This is a genomic window from Mycobacterium sp. 852014-52144_SCH5372336 (assembly GCF_001665615.1).
In the GTDB taxonomy this organism is placed as follows: domain Bacteria; phylum Actinomycetota; class Actinomycetes; order Mycobacteriales; family Mycobacteriaceae; genus Mycobacterium; species Mycobacterium neumannii_A.
The window spans coordinates 161,525-177,113 of record NZ_LZSW01000043.1 but is presented as its reverse complement, the minus strand read 5'-3'; the positions used below and the strand labels follow the sequence as shown (position 1 = coordinate 177,113).

The following is a 15,589-nucleotide window of genomic DNA, read 5'->3' as shown; positions in this document are numbered from 1 at the left end:
GACGACAGGCATGGATCCCGAGGCGGACGATCTGGCATTGGCGCTCGCTCTGGCCGATGCAGCCGATGCTCGGACCACGGCCCGCTTCGGCGCGGTCGACCTCGTCGTCGAGACCAAACCCGACCTGACGCCGGCCACCGATGCCGACCTCGAAGTCGAATCGATGATCCGGGAGCGACTCGGCGAGCAGCGCCCGGCCGATTCGGTGTTCGGCGAGGAGTTCGGCGGCACGAAGGAGTTCGTGGGCAGGCAGTGGGTCGTTGACCCGATCGACGGCACCAAGAACTTCGTCCGCGGGGTACCGGTGTGGGCGACGCTGATCGCGTTGCTGCGCGACGGCGTACCCGTGCTCGGCGTGGTGAGTGCACCCGCGCTGCACCGACGGTGGTGGGCGGTGTCCGGGCGGGGTGCGTACGCGCAGGTGTCCGGGCAACCGCAGCGACGGCTGAGCGTGTCGAAGATCGAGGACCTCGGCTCGGCGAGCCTGGCGTTCTCCAGCCTCTCCGGGTGGGCCGACCGCGGCATCCGCGACCGGTTCGTCGCGCTGACCGACGCGGTGTGGCGGGTGCGAGGCTACGGCGACTTCTACAACTACTGCCTGGTCGCCGAGGGGGCCGTCGACATCGCGATGGAGCCCGAAGTCTCGACGTGGGACCTGGCGCCGCTCGACGTCCTGGTGCGCGAGGCCGGCGGCCGCTTCACCAACCTCACAGGTGAGGCCGGCCCGCACGGCGGCAGCGCGGTCGCGACCAACGGACTGCTGCATGACGCCGTGCTGCGCAGCTTGTCGGCACCTGAGCTGTGAGTTCGACAACAACTTACCGACGAGTCAGTTCCGATACCTTACTCTGGAGTCAGTTCGACGAGTTCGGACGTCACAAATCGAAGCGAGGCAGTCGAAATGAGTAAAGCCCTGCCGTCGAAAAACGGATCCAAGTCGAAGCGAAGCGACAAAGAAAGCGCGGTCGGCCTGAAGAAGCACAAGCGGTCGGCGACCGATCTCGGTCTGGCGCTGGTCACTCCCCTGGTCGGCCAGGAGTTCCTGGACCGCTACAACCTGCGCGATCCGCTCAACCGTGGCTTGAAGTACGGCGTCAAGCAGGTGTTCTCGTTCGCGGGCGCGGCCAGCAGGCAGTTCAAGCGGGTGTCGGGTAACCAGAGCGGACCGACGCGACTGAAGAAGAGCGGTTCGGATTACTTCGACCTCACCCCCGACGACGAACAACAGATGATCGTCGAGACGGTCTGCGAGTTCGCCGAGGAGGTTATCCGTCCCGCGGCGCGCGAGGCCGACGAGTCCGCCGATTACCCCGTCGACCTCGTGGCGAAGGCATCCGAACTCGGCATCACCGCGATCAACGTTCCCGAGGACTTCGAGGGCATCGCCGCGCACCGCGCAGCCGTCACCAATGTGTTGGTCGCCGAGGCACTGGCGTACGGCGACATGGGCCTCGCGTTGCCCATCCTGGCTCCCGCGGGTGTCGCGTCGGCGCTCACGCACTGGGGCAGCGCCGATCAGCAGGCCACCTATCTGAAAGAGTTTGCGGGCGAGAATGTTCCGCAGTCCTGCGTGGCGATCGCCGAACCGCGAGCGCTGTTCGATGCCACCGCGTTGAAGACCACCGCGGTCCGCACCCCGAGCGGGTACCGCCTCGACGGGGTCAAGTCGCTTGTGCCGGCCGCCGCCAATGCCGAACTGTTCATCGTCGGAGCGCAACTCAACGGCAAGCCCGCGCTATTCATCGTCGAGTCGTCGTCGAAGGGTCTGAGCATCACGCCCGACCCGGGTATGGGTATCCGCGGAGCGGCGATCGGCCAGGTCGCACTCGACGGGGTCACGGTGCCGCTGTCGGCGCGCCTCGGCGAGGACGGCGCAACTGACGAGGACTACTCGGAGGCGCTCGCGCTGTCGCGGCTCGGCTGGGCGGCGCTCGCCGTCGGCACCGCCCACGCGGTGCTCGACTACGTCGTCCCCTATGTCAAGGAACGGAAGGCGTTCGGTGAACCGATCGCGCACCGTCAGGCGGTCGCGTTCATGTGCGCCAACATGGCGATCGAGTTCGACGGTCTGCGCTTGATCACGTGGCGCGGCGCGTCGCGAGCCGATCAGGGTCTGCCGTTCGCCCGCGAGGCCGCACTGGCCAAACGGCTGGGCACCGACAAGGGCATGCAGATCGGCCTGGACGGTGTGCAGCTGCTCGGCGGCCACGGCTACACCAAGGAACATCCCGTCGAGCGGTGGTATCGCGATCTGCGCGCCATCGGCGTCGCCGAGGGTGTCGTAGTTATCTAGTCTCACGAGCGGAAGTCGAATCATGGCAATCAATTTGGAGCTGCCGCGCAAGCTCGAGGCGGTCATCGAGAAGGCCCATCAGGGGGCCGCGGAGATGCTGCGCCCGATCTCTCGCAAGTGGGATCTGCGTGAGCACGAGTATCCGGTGGAGCTGGACACCCTGGCCACCCTGTTCGAGGGCATCCAGGACGCGAAGGCGTTCGCGTTCGCAGGCGCCGAGGCGTTCGCGGGCGGTGACGAGCCCAGGGGCGCCAACCACAACGGCGCGAACATGTCGGCCGTACTCAACGTGATGGAGATCAGTTGGGGCGACGTGGCTTTGATGCTGTCGGTGCCGCGCCAGGGGCTCGGTAACGCGGCGATCTCCAGCGTGGCCACGCCCGAACAGCTCGAGCGTCTGGGCAAGGACGTGTGGGCCGCGATGGCGATCACCGAACCGGACTTCGGCTCCGATTCAGCGGCGGTGTCGACGACGGCGAGGCTGGACGGCGACGAGTACGTGATCAACGGCGAGAAGATCTTTGTCACGGCCGGATCCCGCGCCACCCACATCGTGGTGTGGGCGACGCTGGACAAGTCGCTGGGCCGTGCGGCGATCAAGTCGTTCATCGTTCCGCGCGAACATCCAGGGGTGACGGTCGAGCGACTCGAGGACAAGCTCGGCATCAAGGCCTCCGACACCGCGGTGATCCGGTTCGACAATGCCCGGATCCCCAAGGACAACCTGTTGGGTAGCCCGGAGATCCACGTGGAGAAGGGTTTTGCCGGGGTCATGGAGACCTTCGACAACACTCGGCCCGTGGTCGCCGCGATGGCCGTCGGCATTGCCCGCGCCGCCCTCGAGGAGCTGCGCAAGATCCTCACCGAGGCCGGCATCGAGATCTCCTACGACAAGCCGTCGCACGCGCAGAGCGCACCCGCGGCGGAGTTCCTGCGGATGGAATCCGATTGGGAGGCGGCGTATCTGCTGATGGTGCGCTCGGCGTGGCAGGCCGACAACGACATTCCGAACTCGAAGGAAGCGTCGATGGGTAAGGCGAAAGCCGGCCGGGTGGCCAGCGACATCACGCTGAAGGCGGTCGAACTGGCCGGCACCGTCGGGTACTCGGAGGTCACTCTGCTGGAGAAGTGGGCCCGCGACAGCAAGATCCTCGACATCTTCGAGGGCACCCAGCAGATTCAGCTGTTGGTCGTGGCGCGCCGGCTGCTCGGCTTGTCGTCGGCCGAACTCAAGTAGGCGGCCGGCGCACCGTTTGTGAATCTGGCGACGGAAATCCCGAAAAAGCGTCGCTGATTTCACAATTGGCACATGACCGGCCTAGAACTCTCTAGAACCCGTCGTGCACGACCACACGGGTGCGGCCGGTGACGCCGCCGCCGATGATCGTGCGCAAGGTGTGCGGCGCCTCGAGCACCGGGACGTCTTTGGTGATGTCGGTGAGATGCTTCGGCTTGAGCTCGCCCTCGATCTGCTTCCAGATCTCGCGACGCGGCCCGATCGCGAGCTGTACGGAGTCGATGCCCGCCAGGGTGACGCCGCGCAGGATGAACGGCATCACGGTTGTGGGAAGGTCGGCCGATCTGGCCAACCCCGAGATCGCCGCGACACCCGCGTAATTGAGGGTGCTCAGCGCGTATGCGAGGGTGTCGCCCCCGACGCTGTCGACGACGCCGGCCCATTTCGACTTACCCAGCGGGCGGACCTTCTCCCCTTCCTCGGGTAGGCGTCCGATCACCTGGTAGGCGCCCAGGCCCATGAGATAGTCGTGCGCCTCGGCCTTCCCGGTGGATGCGATCACTTCGTAGCCCAGAGCGGCCAGCAGGTCGACACTGATGCTGCCGACGCCTCCGGTCGCACCGGTGACCAGTACGGGCCCGTCCTGCGGTCGCACACCGTGGTCGCGAATTGCGTTGACGCTCATGGCCGCGGTGAAGCCGGCTGTGCCGATCGCGGCGGCCTCCGCCGTCGTCAACCCGCAAGCCGGGGAACGCAAGAGTCCCCGGACGCGGGTCGCGTCCAGGGACTCCTGACGTGTCTTACGAACCGAGATGCGAGATCAGGTCAGGCTTCATCTCCTGCAACTGAGCACCCCAGTACTCCCAGCTGTGCGTGCCGTAGGGCGGGAAGTTGAACACACCGTTGTTGCCGCCCGCGGCGATGTAGTTGTCACGGAACGTGATGTTCGTGCGGATGGTCAGGCCCTCGAGGAACTCGGCGGGCAGGTTCGCGCCACCGAGCTCGTTGGGCGTGCCGTTACCGCAGTAGACCCAGAGCCTGGTGCCATTGGCCACCAGAGCCGGGATCTGAACCATCGGGTCGTTGCGCTTCCACGCGCTGTTCGGGTCCTCGGTGCGGCCCCACATGTCGTTGGCGTCGAAACCGCCCGCGTCGCCCATGGCCATGTTGATCAGGAACGGCCACTGGCCCTCGGACGGGTTGAGGAACGCCGACAGTGCCCCGGCATAAACGAACTGGTCGGGGTGGTAGACCGAGAGGATCATCGCGGAGTTGCCGGACATCGACAGGCCGACGGCGGCGTTGCCCGTCGTCGACACGCCCCTGTTGGCGGACAGCCACTGGGGCAGCTCGCTGGTGAGGAACGTCTCCCACTTGTAGGTCTGGCAGCCGGCCTTACCGCACGCCGGCGCATACCAGTCGGAGTAGAAGCTCGACTGGCCGCCGACCGGCAGGACCAGCGACAGCGGCGTCTCGTAGAACCACTCGAACGCCTGGGTCTCCAGGTCCCAGCCGTTGTAGTCGTCGCGAGCACGCAGTCCGTCGAGCAGGTACACCGCCTTGGAGCCGGTGCCCTTCTGGAACTGCACCTTGATGTCGCGTCCCATCGACGGGGACGGCACCATCAGGTACTCGACCGGCAGGCCGGGCCGGGAGAACGCCCCAGCGGTGGCTGACTGGCCGGCCAGGCTCACGAATCCCGGTAGCAGGGCCGCCGCGATGGCCGCCACCGCGAAGCGCCGCGCCCATGGGCCGCGAATCTTGTCAATCAAGCTCATACTGCAAGTCCATCCATCTTCCGGTTTGCCACTTTGGAGGCCGTTCCGTCCGCGATCGAGCGATCGCCATCGACACCGCAGCAATGTGTGCACTGCGTTGTCATGCCCGCTCGACTGAGCCCGGGGCCGTCGAGCGGACCGAGAAAATTTCAGTTGTCGCGTGTGCAGTAAAACATGATGATCAGCGCAGGAGAAACCCAGGGCCGTCTGGCGCGCCGGATTTTGCGAGCAAATTACCACTGACACGACGGTCGGAAATGGCTCCGACCGGGTATCGATGGGCCGATCACGGCACCCGTAGGCTGCGGTCATGGCACCGGCCCGCACGCCGCGACTGTCGGTCGACGACTGGATTCAGGCCGGATACGAGATTCTCGCCGAGCAGGGCATCAAGGCGCTCAAGCTGGATGCGCTGTGCGAGCGCGTCGGCGCCACCAAGGGCAGCTTCTACTGGCACTTCCCCGATATGGCCGGCTATCGGTCCGCGCTGGTCCGGGCGTGGGGCGAGGTGCGCGACGACGACCGGCGCCATTTCGCGGCGCTGAGCGACCTGCCGCCGCGCGAGCGGCTCTCGCAAATGATGAGTGCGCTGGTGGATGCCCGACATCGGACGCTGGAACGGGCGATGCGCGAGTGGGCGCGAACCGACGAAGAGGTCGCCGCGGGGGTACGGGCGTCGGATCGGCGGGTCCTCGAGGCGGTGCGCGAGGCGTTCGTCGAGGACGGCTTCGACCCCGACGAGGCCGATCTGCGCGCGAACGCCACCTTCGCGGCGGGGATCGGCTTCTTGCACCTGTCCGGCGCGAGAGCCAGCAGCAAGGCTGCGGCGCGGCGCGAACGGTTCCTCGACATCATGCTGGCGCGGTAGTTCGCGCACGTCGGTGCGCGACGAGCGTGCGCATGATGTCGCGATTCGGCGGCGTGTCGGGTGCAGACATGCCCGCTCGGCCGGTCGAGGGCGGGGGCCGCGTTCCATACAAAAAAGTATGGTAGCGTTCGGACCATGACGGCCGCTCCGGCTCTCCCCCTTGTCGACGCCGGGTTCGTCGGTCGGCTCGCCGAGCGGGCACCGGAGGCCGAGCGGCTGCGCCAGTTGCCGGACGCGACGGTCGATGAACTGACCGCATCGGGGCTCACCGACCTGCTGGTGCCCGCGCGATACGGCGGCATGCAGGCGCCGCTGCCTGCGATCTTCGATCCGGTCCGACGAATGGCACACGGCTGCGCGTCGAGCGCGTGGACCATCGGCTTCTATGTCCTGCACAACTGGATCATGGCGTTGTTCGACGAGCGGGCCCAGGAAGAGGCCTTCGCGGCCCGACCGTTTCTCGCCCCCGCTCCCCTGGCGCCGACCGGTCGAGGGCTGCCCACCGACGGCGGGATGCGACTGAGCGGCCGCTGGTCGTGGGCCACTGGCGTGATGCACGGCAACTGGATCATGGTCGGCGCGCTGTGTGGCCCCGACGACGCGATCTTCCCGGCGCTCGCGCTGCTGCCCATCGAAGACGTCGCGATTGAGGACGTGTGGCACACCGACGGCATGCGCGCCACCGGCTCCAACGACGTCGTGATCAGCGACGCGTTCGTCCCGGAACACCGATTGGTCCGCGTCGTCGACATCTACACCGGTACCGCGCCCGGCGCGGCGCTGCACGATGCCAACACCTACCGCTGGCCGATGGTGCCCGCCTTGGCGCTGTTGGCGGCGATGCCGGCGCTGGGCGGCGCCGAACGTGTCGCCGAGATCTACGCCGAGCGGTTGTCGGAACGGGTGCTGGCGTATGAGGGCGTCATGCAGAAGGACAAGCCGATCGCGCAGGCCCGCCTCGGAGAGGCCGAGGTGCGTCTGCGGGCGCTGCGCGGCCTTCTGGCCGACACCATCGCAGAGATCGAGGCCATCGTCGCGACCGGCGATGCGGTACCGAGACCGGTGCGCGGGGCGGCCCGGATGGCCGCGGCGCACATCGTCCACGAGTCGCGACACGTGATCGGGCTGTTGCTCGAGGCCTCGGGTGCCAGCGCGCATTTCGTCGACAACCCGCTGCAACGGATCAAGCGCGACGTCGACGTGGTGGCCGGGCACGTGGTCTTCGACTACGACACGAGCCGAGAGCTCGCAGGAGCCTTGAGATTGGGAATGAAAGTGTCACGAACCGCGATGGTGTGATCGGAGGGGAACCCATGGCCGAGGACTTGCGCGACCAAGTCACCAAGATGTTCCAGAAGAACGTCATGAACCCAATGATGCGGCTCCTGCCGTTCCAGACGTTGCTGGAGACGACGGGTCGCAAGAGCGGCCAACCTCGTCGCACTCCGCTGGGTGGGCGGCGGGTGGGCAATGAGTTCTGGTTCGTCTCCGAGTTTGGCGAGAAGTCGCAATACGTCAAGAACATTCAGGCCGATCCCGCCGTGCGGGTTCGCTTGAACGGCAAGTGGCACAAGGGAACCGCACACATCGTCGCCGACGATGACGCGCGTGAGCGGTTGCGCTCGCTGCCGCAGTTCAACAGCTTCGGCGTGCGGACCTTCGGCACCAACCTGCTCACCATCCGCGTCGATCTCGAGGATTGACTGGCGGCGTAAGTAAAACTAAAGTCAGTTTTAGTTCTTGGTCGCGGGCGTCCCCCGCGCCCCGCCGTCATCGTCGATGGAGCCAATCATGGAATCGTTTGTCCACCTGCGCAAAGGCCGCACTCCCAAGCGTCTGCACGCCGACCTCGACGGCCTCAAGGACGACGAACTCGGCCGTGGCGGATTCGTCGGCCGCACCGCCAACATCTACCGCCGCCACGACCCCACCGCATACCGGGCGTCGGGACCGCTGCGGCCGGTCGATGTGATGACCAGCGAGCTCAAGCCCAGCGACGCCACCGACGCCGCGGGCACGCCGCTGCTGTTGTTCAGCAACCCCGACTGCCGTATCTCGTTGAGCCGGCGCAGCGAGGAGATGCCGTTCTACGTGCGGCACGTCGACGGGGACCTGTTGTCGTTCGTGCACCGGGGTTCTGGTCGGCTCGAGACGGAGTTCGGACCGCTGCGCTACCGAGAGGGCGACTGGGTCTACGTGCCGAAGGCGACGACGTGGCGCCAGGTTCCCGACGAGGAAACGACGTTGCTGATGATCGAGGCCACCGCCGAGTTCCGCGTCCCACCGCCCGGGCCGCTCGGCAGGCACTTCCCGTTCGACCCGTCACAGACGACGGTGCCCGAACCGCAGCCGCTCGACGACGGCCACGGCCCACAAGTCAACGGAGAATACGAAGTTCGCCTCGTCCACGAGGGTGGGCCGACATCGCTGTTCTACCAACACAACCCGATCGACGTCGAAGGATGGCGCGGCGACAACTTCCCGTTCACCTTCAACATCGCCGATTACAACGTGATCGCCAGCGAGAGCGTGCACCTGCCGCCGACCGTGCATTTGTTCATGGAGGCGACGGGTGTGGCGGTGATGAACTTCCTGCCCCGGCCCGCCGAGAGCGTCCCCGGCACCGAGCGTCCGCCGTGGTACCACCGCAACGTCGACTTCGACGAGGTCTCCTTCTTTCACGGCGGCGACCTGTTCGGTATCCCGATGCCGCCCGGGTTGGTCAGCCACGCCCCGCAGGGTGTACACCACGGCGCACCGGAGAAGGCCCGCGAGCGTGCGCGGCGCAAGTTCGACGAACAGGACCGCGTCGGTTGGTACGTCATCTCCGTCGACACGACCCGGCGGCTGACGCCGTCGGCAGAGGTGCTCGCCAACGATCTGGGCCAGCACGCATGACCCGGACGACCGAAGCGCCGGTGCGCTACGAATACGACCGCATCCCCTATCTCGTTGCCTACCAGAACACTTCGGGTGTGCGCGACGTCTACGGTGGGGTGGCCGAATTGGTGGTGCTCGAAAGCCACCTGCTGCGGCCCAAGGACAAACCCTCCGATACCGTGCTGGTGTTCATGCATCCGATCGGCGGCGGCGCGTACCTGCCGATGATGAACGGGCTCGCGCGGGCGGGACACCATGTCATCTACTGCAACAGCCGATTTCGCGGCACCGACTCCGCGCTGCTGATGGAGAAGGTCGTCGAGGACCTCGGCGAATGCATCAAGGACGCCAAGAACCGCTTGGGCTATTCGAAGGTGGTGCTGGCCGGATGGAGCGGCGGTGGCTCACTGTCGGCCTTCTACCAGCAGCAGGCCCAGCACCCCACGATCACCGCCAGCCCGTCGGGTGACGGGCCGGATCTGACCAAGCTCGGCCTCATACCCGCCGACGGGTTGATGCTGCTGGCCGCCCACATCAGCCGCCACGGCACCCTGACCGAGTGGCTCGACGCGTCGATCCTCGACGAGTCCGATCCCACCAAGCGCGATCCGGAACTGGATCTGTACAACCCGGACAATCCGAACCAGCCGCCCTACTCGCAGGAGTTCCTCGACCGCTACCGCGAGGCGCAGATCGACCGCAACCGCCGAATCACTAAGTGGGTCAAGGACAAACTGGACGAGCTGAAGGCCGCGGGGCGGCCCGAGGACGAGTTCGCGTTCGTCGTGCACAGCACGATGGCCGACCCCCGCTGGCTCGACCCCGCCGTCGACCCGAACGAACGCACCCCCGGGACCTGTTACCTGGGTGACCCTCAGGTGGTGAACAACAGCCCGGTCGGGCTGGCTCGGTTCTGCACACTGCGCAGCTGGCTGTCGCAGTGGAGCTACGACGACGCCAACGGCGACGCCGTGGCGTGCGGCCCGGACATCGCGGTGCCGACTCTGGTGATCGGCAACCTCGCCGACGACGCATGTACACCGAGCCACACGCGCAGGCTGTACGAGGCGATCGGGCATCATGACAAGGAGATGCACGAGATTCCGGGCGCGAACCACTATTACGCCGGCGCCGACCAGCGCGACAAACTGCGCGAAGCCGTCGGCGTCGTCACCGACTGGCTGCACAGGCACGGCTTCTCGCTATGAGCGTGACGGGTCCGCTGGACGGCATCCGAGTCATCGAGGTCGGCACGCTGATCTCGGGGCCGTTCGCAGGACGCCTGCTCGGCGACATGGGCGCCGAAGTGATCAAGATCGAACCGCCGGGCGCCCCGGATCCGCTGCGCACGTGGGGCCAGGCCGAGCTCGACGGGCATCACTTCTTCTGGACCGTGCACGCGCGCAACAAGAAAGCCGTCACGCTGAACCTGCGGACCGAAGCTGGCCGCGCCCTGTTCCTCGACCTCGTCGAGCACTCCGACATCATCGTCGAGAACTTCCGGCCGGGCACGCTGGAGAAGTGGAGCCTGGGCTACGACGTGCTGCGCGAGCGCAATCGGGGCATCATCCTGGTCCGCGTGTCCGGTTACGGGCAGACCGGACCCGAGGCGCACAAGGCCGGATATGCCTCGGTCGCCGAGGCGGCCAGCGGCCTGCGGCATATGAACGGCTTTCCCGGCGGCCCGCCGCCCCGGCTGGCGCTGTCGCTGGGCGACAGCCTCGCGGGCATGTTCGCCGCACAGGGCGCGTTGGCGGCGCTGTACCGCCGCTCGGTGACCGGCGACGGCCAGGTCGTCGACGCGGCGCTCACCGAGGCGTGCCTGGCGGTCCAGGAATCCACCATCCCCGACTACGACGTCGGCGGTGTGGTGCGCGGCCCGTCGGGGACGCGACTGGAGGGCATCGCCCCGTCGAACATCTACCGCAGCGCCGACGGCAGCTGGGTGGTGATCGCGGCCAACCAGGACACCGTCTTTCGCCGGCTGTGTGAGGCGATGGGTCGTCCCGAACTTGCCACCGACGACCGGTTCGAAAATCACGTTGCGCGCGGCCGTAACCAGGACGAACTGGACAAGATCATCGGTGACTGGGCCGCCGAACGCCAACCCGATGAGATCATCGAAACCCTCAGTGCCGCAGGCGTGATCGCCGGGCCGATCAACACCGTCGCCGAAGTCGTCGAAGATCCGCAGCTTCGGGCCCGGGACATGTTGGTCGAGCACTGGGACGAGCGGGTCGGACGGTCCGTCCTGGGTCCCGGCGTCGTGCCGGTGCTCTCGGAGACGCCCGGGACCGTGCGCTACGCCGGGCCCGCCGCACCCGGTCAACACAACGACGAGGTCTACCGCAGCCTGCTCGGCAGGAGCTCCGCCGAACTCGACGCGCTGAGGGCGGAAGGAGTGCTGTGAACCAGGAACACGTGCAGATACGGGATGTTTCGCTGCGTGACGGACTGCAGATCGAGGACCCGATTCCGTTGTCGGCCAAGCTCGAACTGTTGGCCGCCGTTGCCGCCACCGGGGTCCGCGAGATGGAGGCGACGGCGTTCGTCTCGCCGTCGAAGGTGCCCGCCCTGGCCGACGCCGCCGACCTCGCCACGCATCTGCAGGAGTACCGCGACTCACACGGCATCGAGTTCTCCGCGCTGGTGGCCAGCCCGAACGGGGCCAAACGCGCGATCGCGGCGGGGTTGTCGTCGATCGAGTACGTGGTCTCGGCCGCCGACGGTCACAGCCAGGCCAATGTGGGCCGCACCTCCGCAGAGGCGACGGCGTTGATTCCGGAGATCATCTCGATCGCGCACGACAGCGGGGCCAGCGTGGAGGTCATCGTCGCCACCACGTGGGACTGCCCGTTCGACGGCCCGACGCCCCATCAGCGCGTCGTCGATGTGATGACGACCGCGTTGTCGAGCGAGGTCGACCGGTTGGCGATCGCCGATACCATCGGCACCGCCACCCCCCGGCGGGTGACCGAGACGATCGAGGCGTTGCGTCCGCTGGTCGGTGAGATCCCGCTGGGCGCCCACTTCCACAACACCCGCGGCGCCGGGTTGGCCAGTGCTTATGCGGCGGTCACGGCGGGCATCACCCGGCTGGACGCGTCGGTGGGCGGGCTGGGCGGCTGCCCGTTCGCGCCCGGTGCGAGCGGCAACATCGCCACCGAGGACCTGGTATACCTGTTGCGCGACAGCGGGATCGGGGTCGACGTGGACCTGGACACCGCGATCGAGGCGGCCGGCGTGGCGCAGCGCCTGGTCGGACACGATCTTCCGAGCGCGCTGCTACGCGCCGGCGACCGAATCCTGAACTGAGCAGACGTGCCCACCGGACCGTCGCCGACACTGAGCGCCAAGGGCCGCCAGACCCGCGAGGCCATCGAGAAGGCCGCGCGGAAACTGTTCGCAGAACGCGGTTTCCACGGTACGACGCTCGGCGACATCACTTCGGCAGCCGGTAAGTCACCCGCTTCGTTCTACCGCTACTTCGTGGACAAGGAAGACCTGTTGGCGGTGCTCGCACAGTCGTTTCTGCGCGAGGTGGTGGCACCGTCCGGCGGAGCACTCGACCTACCCGAATCGCCGGATGACGACGCGTTCTTCCGCACCGTGGTCACCGGCTACTGGAACATGTTCAAACAGAACATCGGGATCATGATCGCCGTCGCACAGCTGGCCACGACCCAACCGCGATTCGCGGCGGTGCAGAACGAGTTTCGCCGGTTGGGGATGGATGTGGTGGCCGCGTCGGTGCGGCGCGCACAGGGGCAGGGCTACGGTGCCGAGCTCAACCCCGAGCACACCGCGGCGGCCATCGCGCTGCTGTTCGAGAACTTCACCACCGTCTTCGTCGGAACGTCGGGCCTCGGCATCGAGCTGACCGACGAGGATGCGATCGCGACGCTGTCGAGGATCTGGAAGAAGACGCTGTACGGTTTCTGAACCCCGGAAAGGAAATCACCGTGGATTTCGCCCTGCCCGACCATCTGCCCGCACTCCTTGCCGAGATGGACGCCTTCATCGAGGCGGAGATCAAACCGCTGGAACGCGAGAACATCCAGTACTTCGACAAGCGTCGCGAACATGCCCGTACGGATTGGGACAACGACGGGATCCCCCGGCGGGAATGGGAGGACCTGCTCGACGAGATGCGCAGGCGCGCGGACGCGGCGGGCTGGCTGCGCTACGGGCTGCCGTCCCGGTTCGGTGGCCGCGACGGCAGCAACATCGACATGGCCGTCATCCGCGAACATCTGGCGCACAAGGGCCTCGGGCTGCACAACGACCTGCAGAACGAGTCGTCGATCGTCGGCAACTTCCCGCAGGTCATCATGATGGACCGGTTCGGCACCGACGCGCAGAAGGCCGAGTGGACCGAGGCGTTGATCACCGGAAAACGGTCGATGGCCTTCGGCCTCACCGAACCCGCACACGGTTCGGACGCCACCTGGATGGAAACCACCGCGGTGCGCGACGGTGACGAGTGGGTCATCAACGGCGCCAAACGATTCAACACCGGTGTGCACCGCGCCACCCACGATCTGGTGTTCGCCCGCACCTCCGGCGAAGCCGGACAGGCCCGCGGCATCACCGCATTCCTGGTGCCCACCGACGCCCCCGGATTCACGGTGCCGTACTACTGGTGGTCGTTCAACATGCCGACCGACCACGGCGAGGTCGAGCTGAAGGACGTCCGGGTGCCCGCCGACGCGGTGCTCGGTGAGATCGACCGAGGCCTGGAGGTGGGCCAGACATTCCTGCACGAGAACAGGATTCGCCAGGCCGCCAGCAGCCTGGGCGCCGCGCAGTACTGCATCGACCGCGCCGTGCAATACGCGAACGACCGCAAGGTCTTCGGCAAGCCGCTGGCGGTGAACCAGGCCGTGCAGTGGCCGCTGGTGGAGTTACAGACCGAGGCCCAGATGGTGCGCCTGCTGGTGTATTACGCGGCAACGGAGTTGGACCGCAACCACCACATGGAGGTTTCGGACAAGGTGTCGATGGCCAACTACCGCGCCAACCGGCTGGTCTGCGAAGCGGCCGACCGCGCGATGCAGGTGTTCGGCGGCGTCGGCTACAGCAGACACGAACCGTTCGAACACATCTACCGGCATCACCGGCGCTACCGGATCACCGAGGGGGCCGAGGAGATTCAGATCCGGCGGGTGGCACAGCGGCTGTTCGGGTTCGGCAAGCGTTGAACCGCAAACTCGCCGAAGGCCTCACCGGCGTCCTCGGGCCGGTGCTCGGCGAGGGCGTGACCGTCGAGAATCTGCACGCGCTGACCGGCGGTGCGAGCCGCACGACGTGGGCGTTCGATGCGGTCACCGATACGCGTCGCGCCCTGATCCTGCGTACGGGCCCGCCCGACGACGTCCACGCGAGCATGGAATTGGAAGCCGCCGTTCAGCAGCGGGCGGCCGCCGCGGGGGCGCCGGTGCCCCACATTCTCGCCGCCGACAACTCCCCTGCCGCTCTGGGCAATCCGTACCTGATCTGCGACGCCATCGGTGGCGAGACCATCGTGCGCAGAATCTATCGCTCACTCGACGACTCCGGCCGCCAACGGTTGCTGCATCAGTGCGCCGAGGCGCTGGCCGCCATTCACCGTGCGGACTATCAGGGTATCGACGTGCCTCCCTCGGACCAGCTGTCGGAGTGGCGGGCCCGGCTCGACGAAATGGGCGACACCACAGCGACGTTCGAGTGGGCCTTCCGTTGGCTTGAGGCCAACCGGCCGGCTCCGTCCCCGCACGTGCTGGTGCACGGCGACTTCCGGATGGGCAACGTGATCGTCGACGACAACGGGCTGGCCGCGGTGCTGGACTGGGAGCTCGTGCACGTCGGCGAGATCTACGAAGACCTGGCCTGGTTCTGTATCCGGGCATGGCGTTTCGGCGCGCCGGAGCATCACGGTGCCGGCGGGTTGGGCAGCGTCGAGGACTTTTTGGCCGCCTATGAGTCCGCCGCGAACACGACGCTCGACCGGGAGGCGTTCCGGTGGTGGTTGACCGTTGCCACGCTGCGGTGGGGCGTCATCTGCCGGTACCAGGCCGAACGCCATCTGTCGGGGCAGACCGAGTCGGTCGAGCTGGCCGCGATCGGACGGCGCGTCAGCGAAACCGAATGGGACGTTTTGGATCTGCTCGAAGGAGGAGGACCGCGATGACCTGGCTGTACGGCCGCCCGACGGCGGCTGAACTCATCGCCGCCGTCGCCGGCTTCCTCGAGAACGACGTCCGCAACATCACCGGCCCCGACAGCGGGGTGGCCGATGCCGGCCAGGTCAACTTCCACGCCCGCGTCGCGGCCAATGTGTTGCGCATCGTCGAACGCGAACTACTCGACACGTCGTCCGGGGAGGTCACCGACGCTCTGCGCGAGATCGGTTACCACGACGAACCCGAACTGGCCGCGGCGATCCGCTCGGGTGAGCTCGACGGCCGCGCCGCAGAGCTGTTGCCGGTGCTGCGGACGATCGTCCGGCACCGCCTGGACGTCAACCACCCCGGCTACTGACGCGATTTGTGCAC

15 protein-coding genes and 1 pseudogene are annotated in these 15,589 nt (G+C 67.0%); 14 read left to right on the top strand and 2 right to left on the bottom strand.

The window, feature by feature from the left end; translation table 11 throughout:
• Positions 1-10 precede the first annotated feature (10 nt).
• The 3 genes from hisN (at position 11) to A5759_RS10355 (ending at position 3,530) form a co-directional block, all read left to right on the top strand.
• The gene (gene hisN / locus A5759_RS10365) at positions 11-805 is read left to right on the top strand and encodes a histidinol-phosphatase (RefSeq protein WP_068197030.1); all 795 of its coding nucleotides are present in this window, start codon (positions 11-13) and stop codon (positions 803-805) included.
• Positions 806-901: 96 nt separating this feature from the next.
• Positions 902-2,293 carry an acyl-CoA dehydrogenase family protein gene (locus tag A5759_RS10360; protein ID WP_068197027.1) on the top strand — a complete coding sequence of 464 codons (1,392 nt, stop codon included), beginning with the start codon at positions 902-904 and terminating at the stop codon, positions 2,291-2,293.
• 22 nt (positions 2,294-2,315) lie between these two features.
• Complete coding sequence (locus A5759_RS10355; RefSeq protein WP_068197023.1) at positions 2,316-3,530, top strand: acyl-CoA dehydrogenase family protein; 1,215 nt, start codon at positions 2,316-2,318, stop codon at positions 3,528-3,530.
• Positions 3,531-3,621: 91 nt separating this feature from the next.
• Here the strand turns inward: A5759_RS10355 and A5759_RS10350 are convergent.
• Positions 3,622-4,266, bottom strand: a pseudogene (locus A5759_RS10350) (zinc-binding dehydrogenase); the annotation flags it as partial.
• A 64-nt stretch (positions 4,267-4,330) separates the two neighbouring features.
• Positions 4,331-5,308, bottom strand: coding sequence for an esterase family protein (locus A5759_RS10345; RefSeq protein ID WP_066849921.1), 978 nt, complete (start codon positions 5,306-5,308; stop codon positions 4,331-4,333).
• 310 nt (positions 5,309-5,618) lie between these two features.
• On the opposite strand from A5759_RS10345, the gene A5759_RS10340 reads away from it, so the two are divergent.
• From A5759_RS10340 to A5759_RS10290, 11 genes are all read left to right on the top strand, one after another.
• Entirely contained in the window at positions 5,619-6,176 is a 558-nt protein-coding gene (locus A5759_RS10340; RefSeq protein WP_068197020.1) for a TetR/AcrR family transcriptional regulator, read from the top strand.
• Positions 6,177-6,311: 135 nt separating this feature from the next.
• Positions 6,312-7,475: an acyl-CoA dehydrogenase gene (locus tag A5759_RS10335; RefSeq protein WP_068197017.1), complete on the top strand. Its 1,164-nt coding sequence runs from the start codon at positions 6,312-6,314 to the stop codon at positions 7,473-7,475.
• A 14-nt stretch (positions 7,476-7,489) separates the two neighbouring features.
• Positions 7,490-7,879, top strand: a complete 390-nt coding sequence (locus tag A5759_RS10330; protein ID WP_064394389.1) for a nitroreductase/quinone reductase family protein — start codon at positions 7,490-7,492, stop codon at positions 7,877-7,879.
• 88 nt (positions 7,880-7,967) lie between these two features.
• Positions 7,968-9,074, top strand: a complete 1,107-nt coding sequence (locus A5759_RS10325; protein ID WP_068197014.1) for a homogentisate 1,2-dioxygenase — start codon at positions 7,968-7,970, stop codon at positions 9,072-9,074.
• Complete coding sequence (locus tag A5759_RS10320; RefSeq protein WP_068197012.1) at positions 9,071-10,264, top strand: S9 family peptidase; 1,194 nt, start codon at positions 9,071-9,073, stop codon at positions 10,262-10,264. Before A5759_RS10325 ends, A5759_RS10320 begins: the two co-directional genes overlap by 4 nt.
• Positions 10,261-11,466: a CaiB/BaiF CoA-transferase family protein gene (locus tag A5759_RS10315; RefSeq protein ID WP_068197009.1), complete on the top strand. Its 1,206-nt coding sequence runs from the start codon at positions 10,261-10,263 to the stop codon at positions 11,464-11,466. The genes A5759_RS10320 and A5759_RS10315 overlap by 4 nt, the downstream gene beginning before the upstream one ends.
• Positions 11,463-12,371, top strand: coding sequence for a hydroxymethylglutaryl-CoA lyase (locus tag A5759_RS10310; protein ID WP_066849940.1), 909 nt, complete (start codon positions 11,463-11,465; stop codon positions 12,369-12,371). The genes A5759_RS10315 and A5759_RS10310 overlap by 4 nt, the downstream gene beginning before the upstream one ends.
• Before the next feature lie 6 nt (positions 12,372-12,377).
• Positions 12,378-12,998 carry a TetR/AcrR family transcriptional regulator gene (locus tag A5759_RS10305; protein WP_068197005.1) on the top strand — a complete coding sequence of 207 codons (621 nt, stop codon included), beginning with the start codon at positions 12,378-12,380 and terminating at the stop codon, positions 12,996-12,998.
• A 20-nt stretch (positions 12,999-13,018) separates the two neighbouring features.
• Positions 13,019-14,257 carry an acyl-CoA dehydrogenase family protein gene (locus A5759_RS10300; protein ID WP_068196996.1) on the top strand — a complete coding sequence of 413 codons (1,239 nt, stop codon included), beginning with the start codon at positions 13,019-13,021 and terminating at the stop codon, positions 14,255-14,257.
• Positions 14,254-15,225, top strand: a complete 972-nt coding sequence (locus A5759_RS10295; RefSeq protein ID WP_068196993.1) for a phosphotransferase family protein — start codon at positions 14,254-14,256, stop codon at positions 15,223-15,225. The genes A5759_RS10300 and A5759_RS10295 overlap by 4 nt, the downstream gene beginning before the upstream one ends.
• Positions 15,222-15,575 (top strand): DUF6285 domain-containing protein, encoded by a 354-nt coding sequence (locus tag A5759_RS10290; protein WP_068196990.1) that lies wholly within the window; start codon positions 15,222-15,224, stop codon positions 15,573-15,575. The genes A5759_RS10295 and A5759_RS10290 overlap by 4 nt, the downstream gene beginning before the upstream one ends.
• The last annotated feature ends 14 nt before the right edge of the window (positions 15,576-15,589 follow it).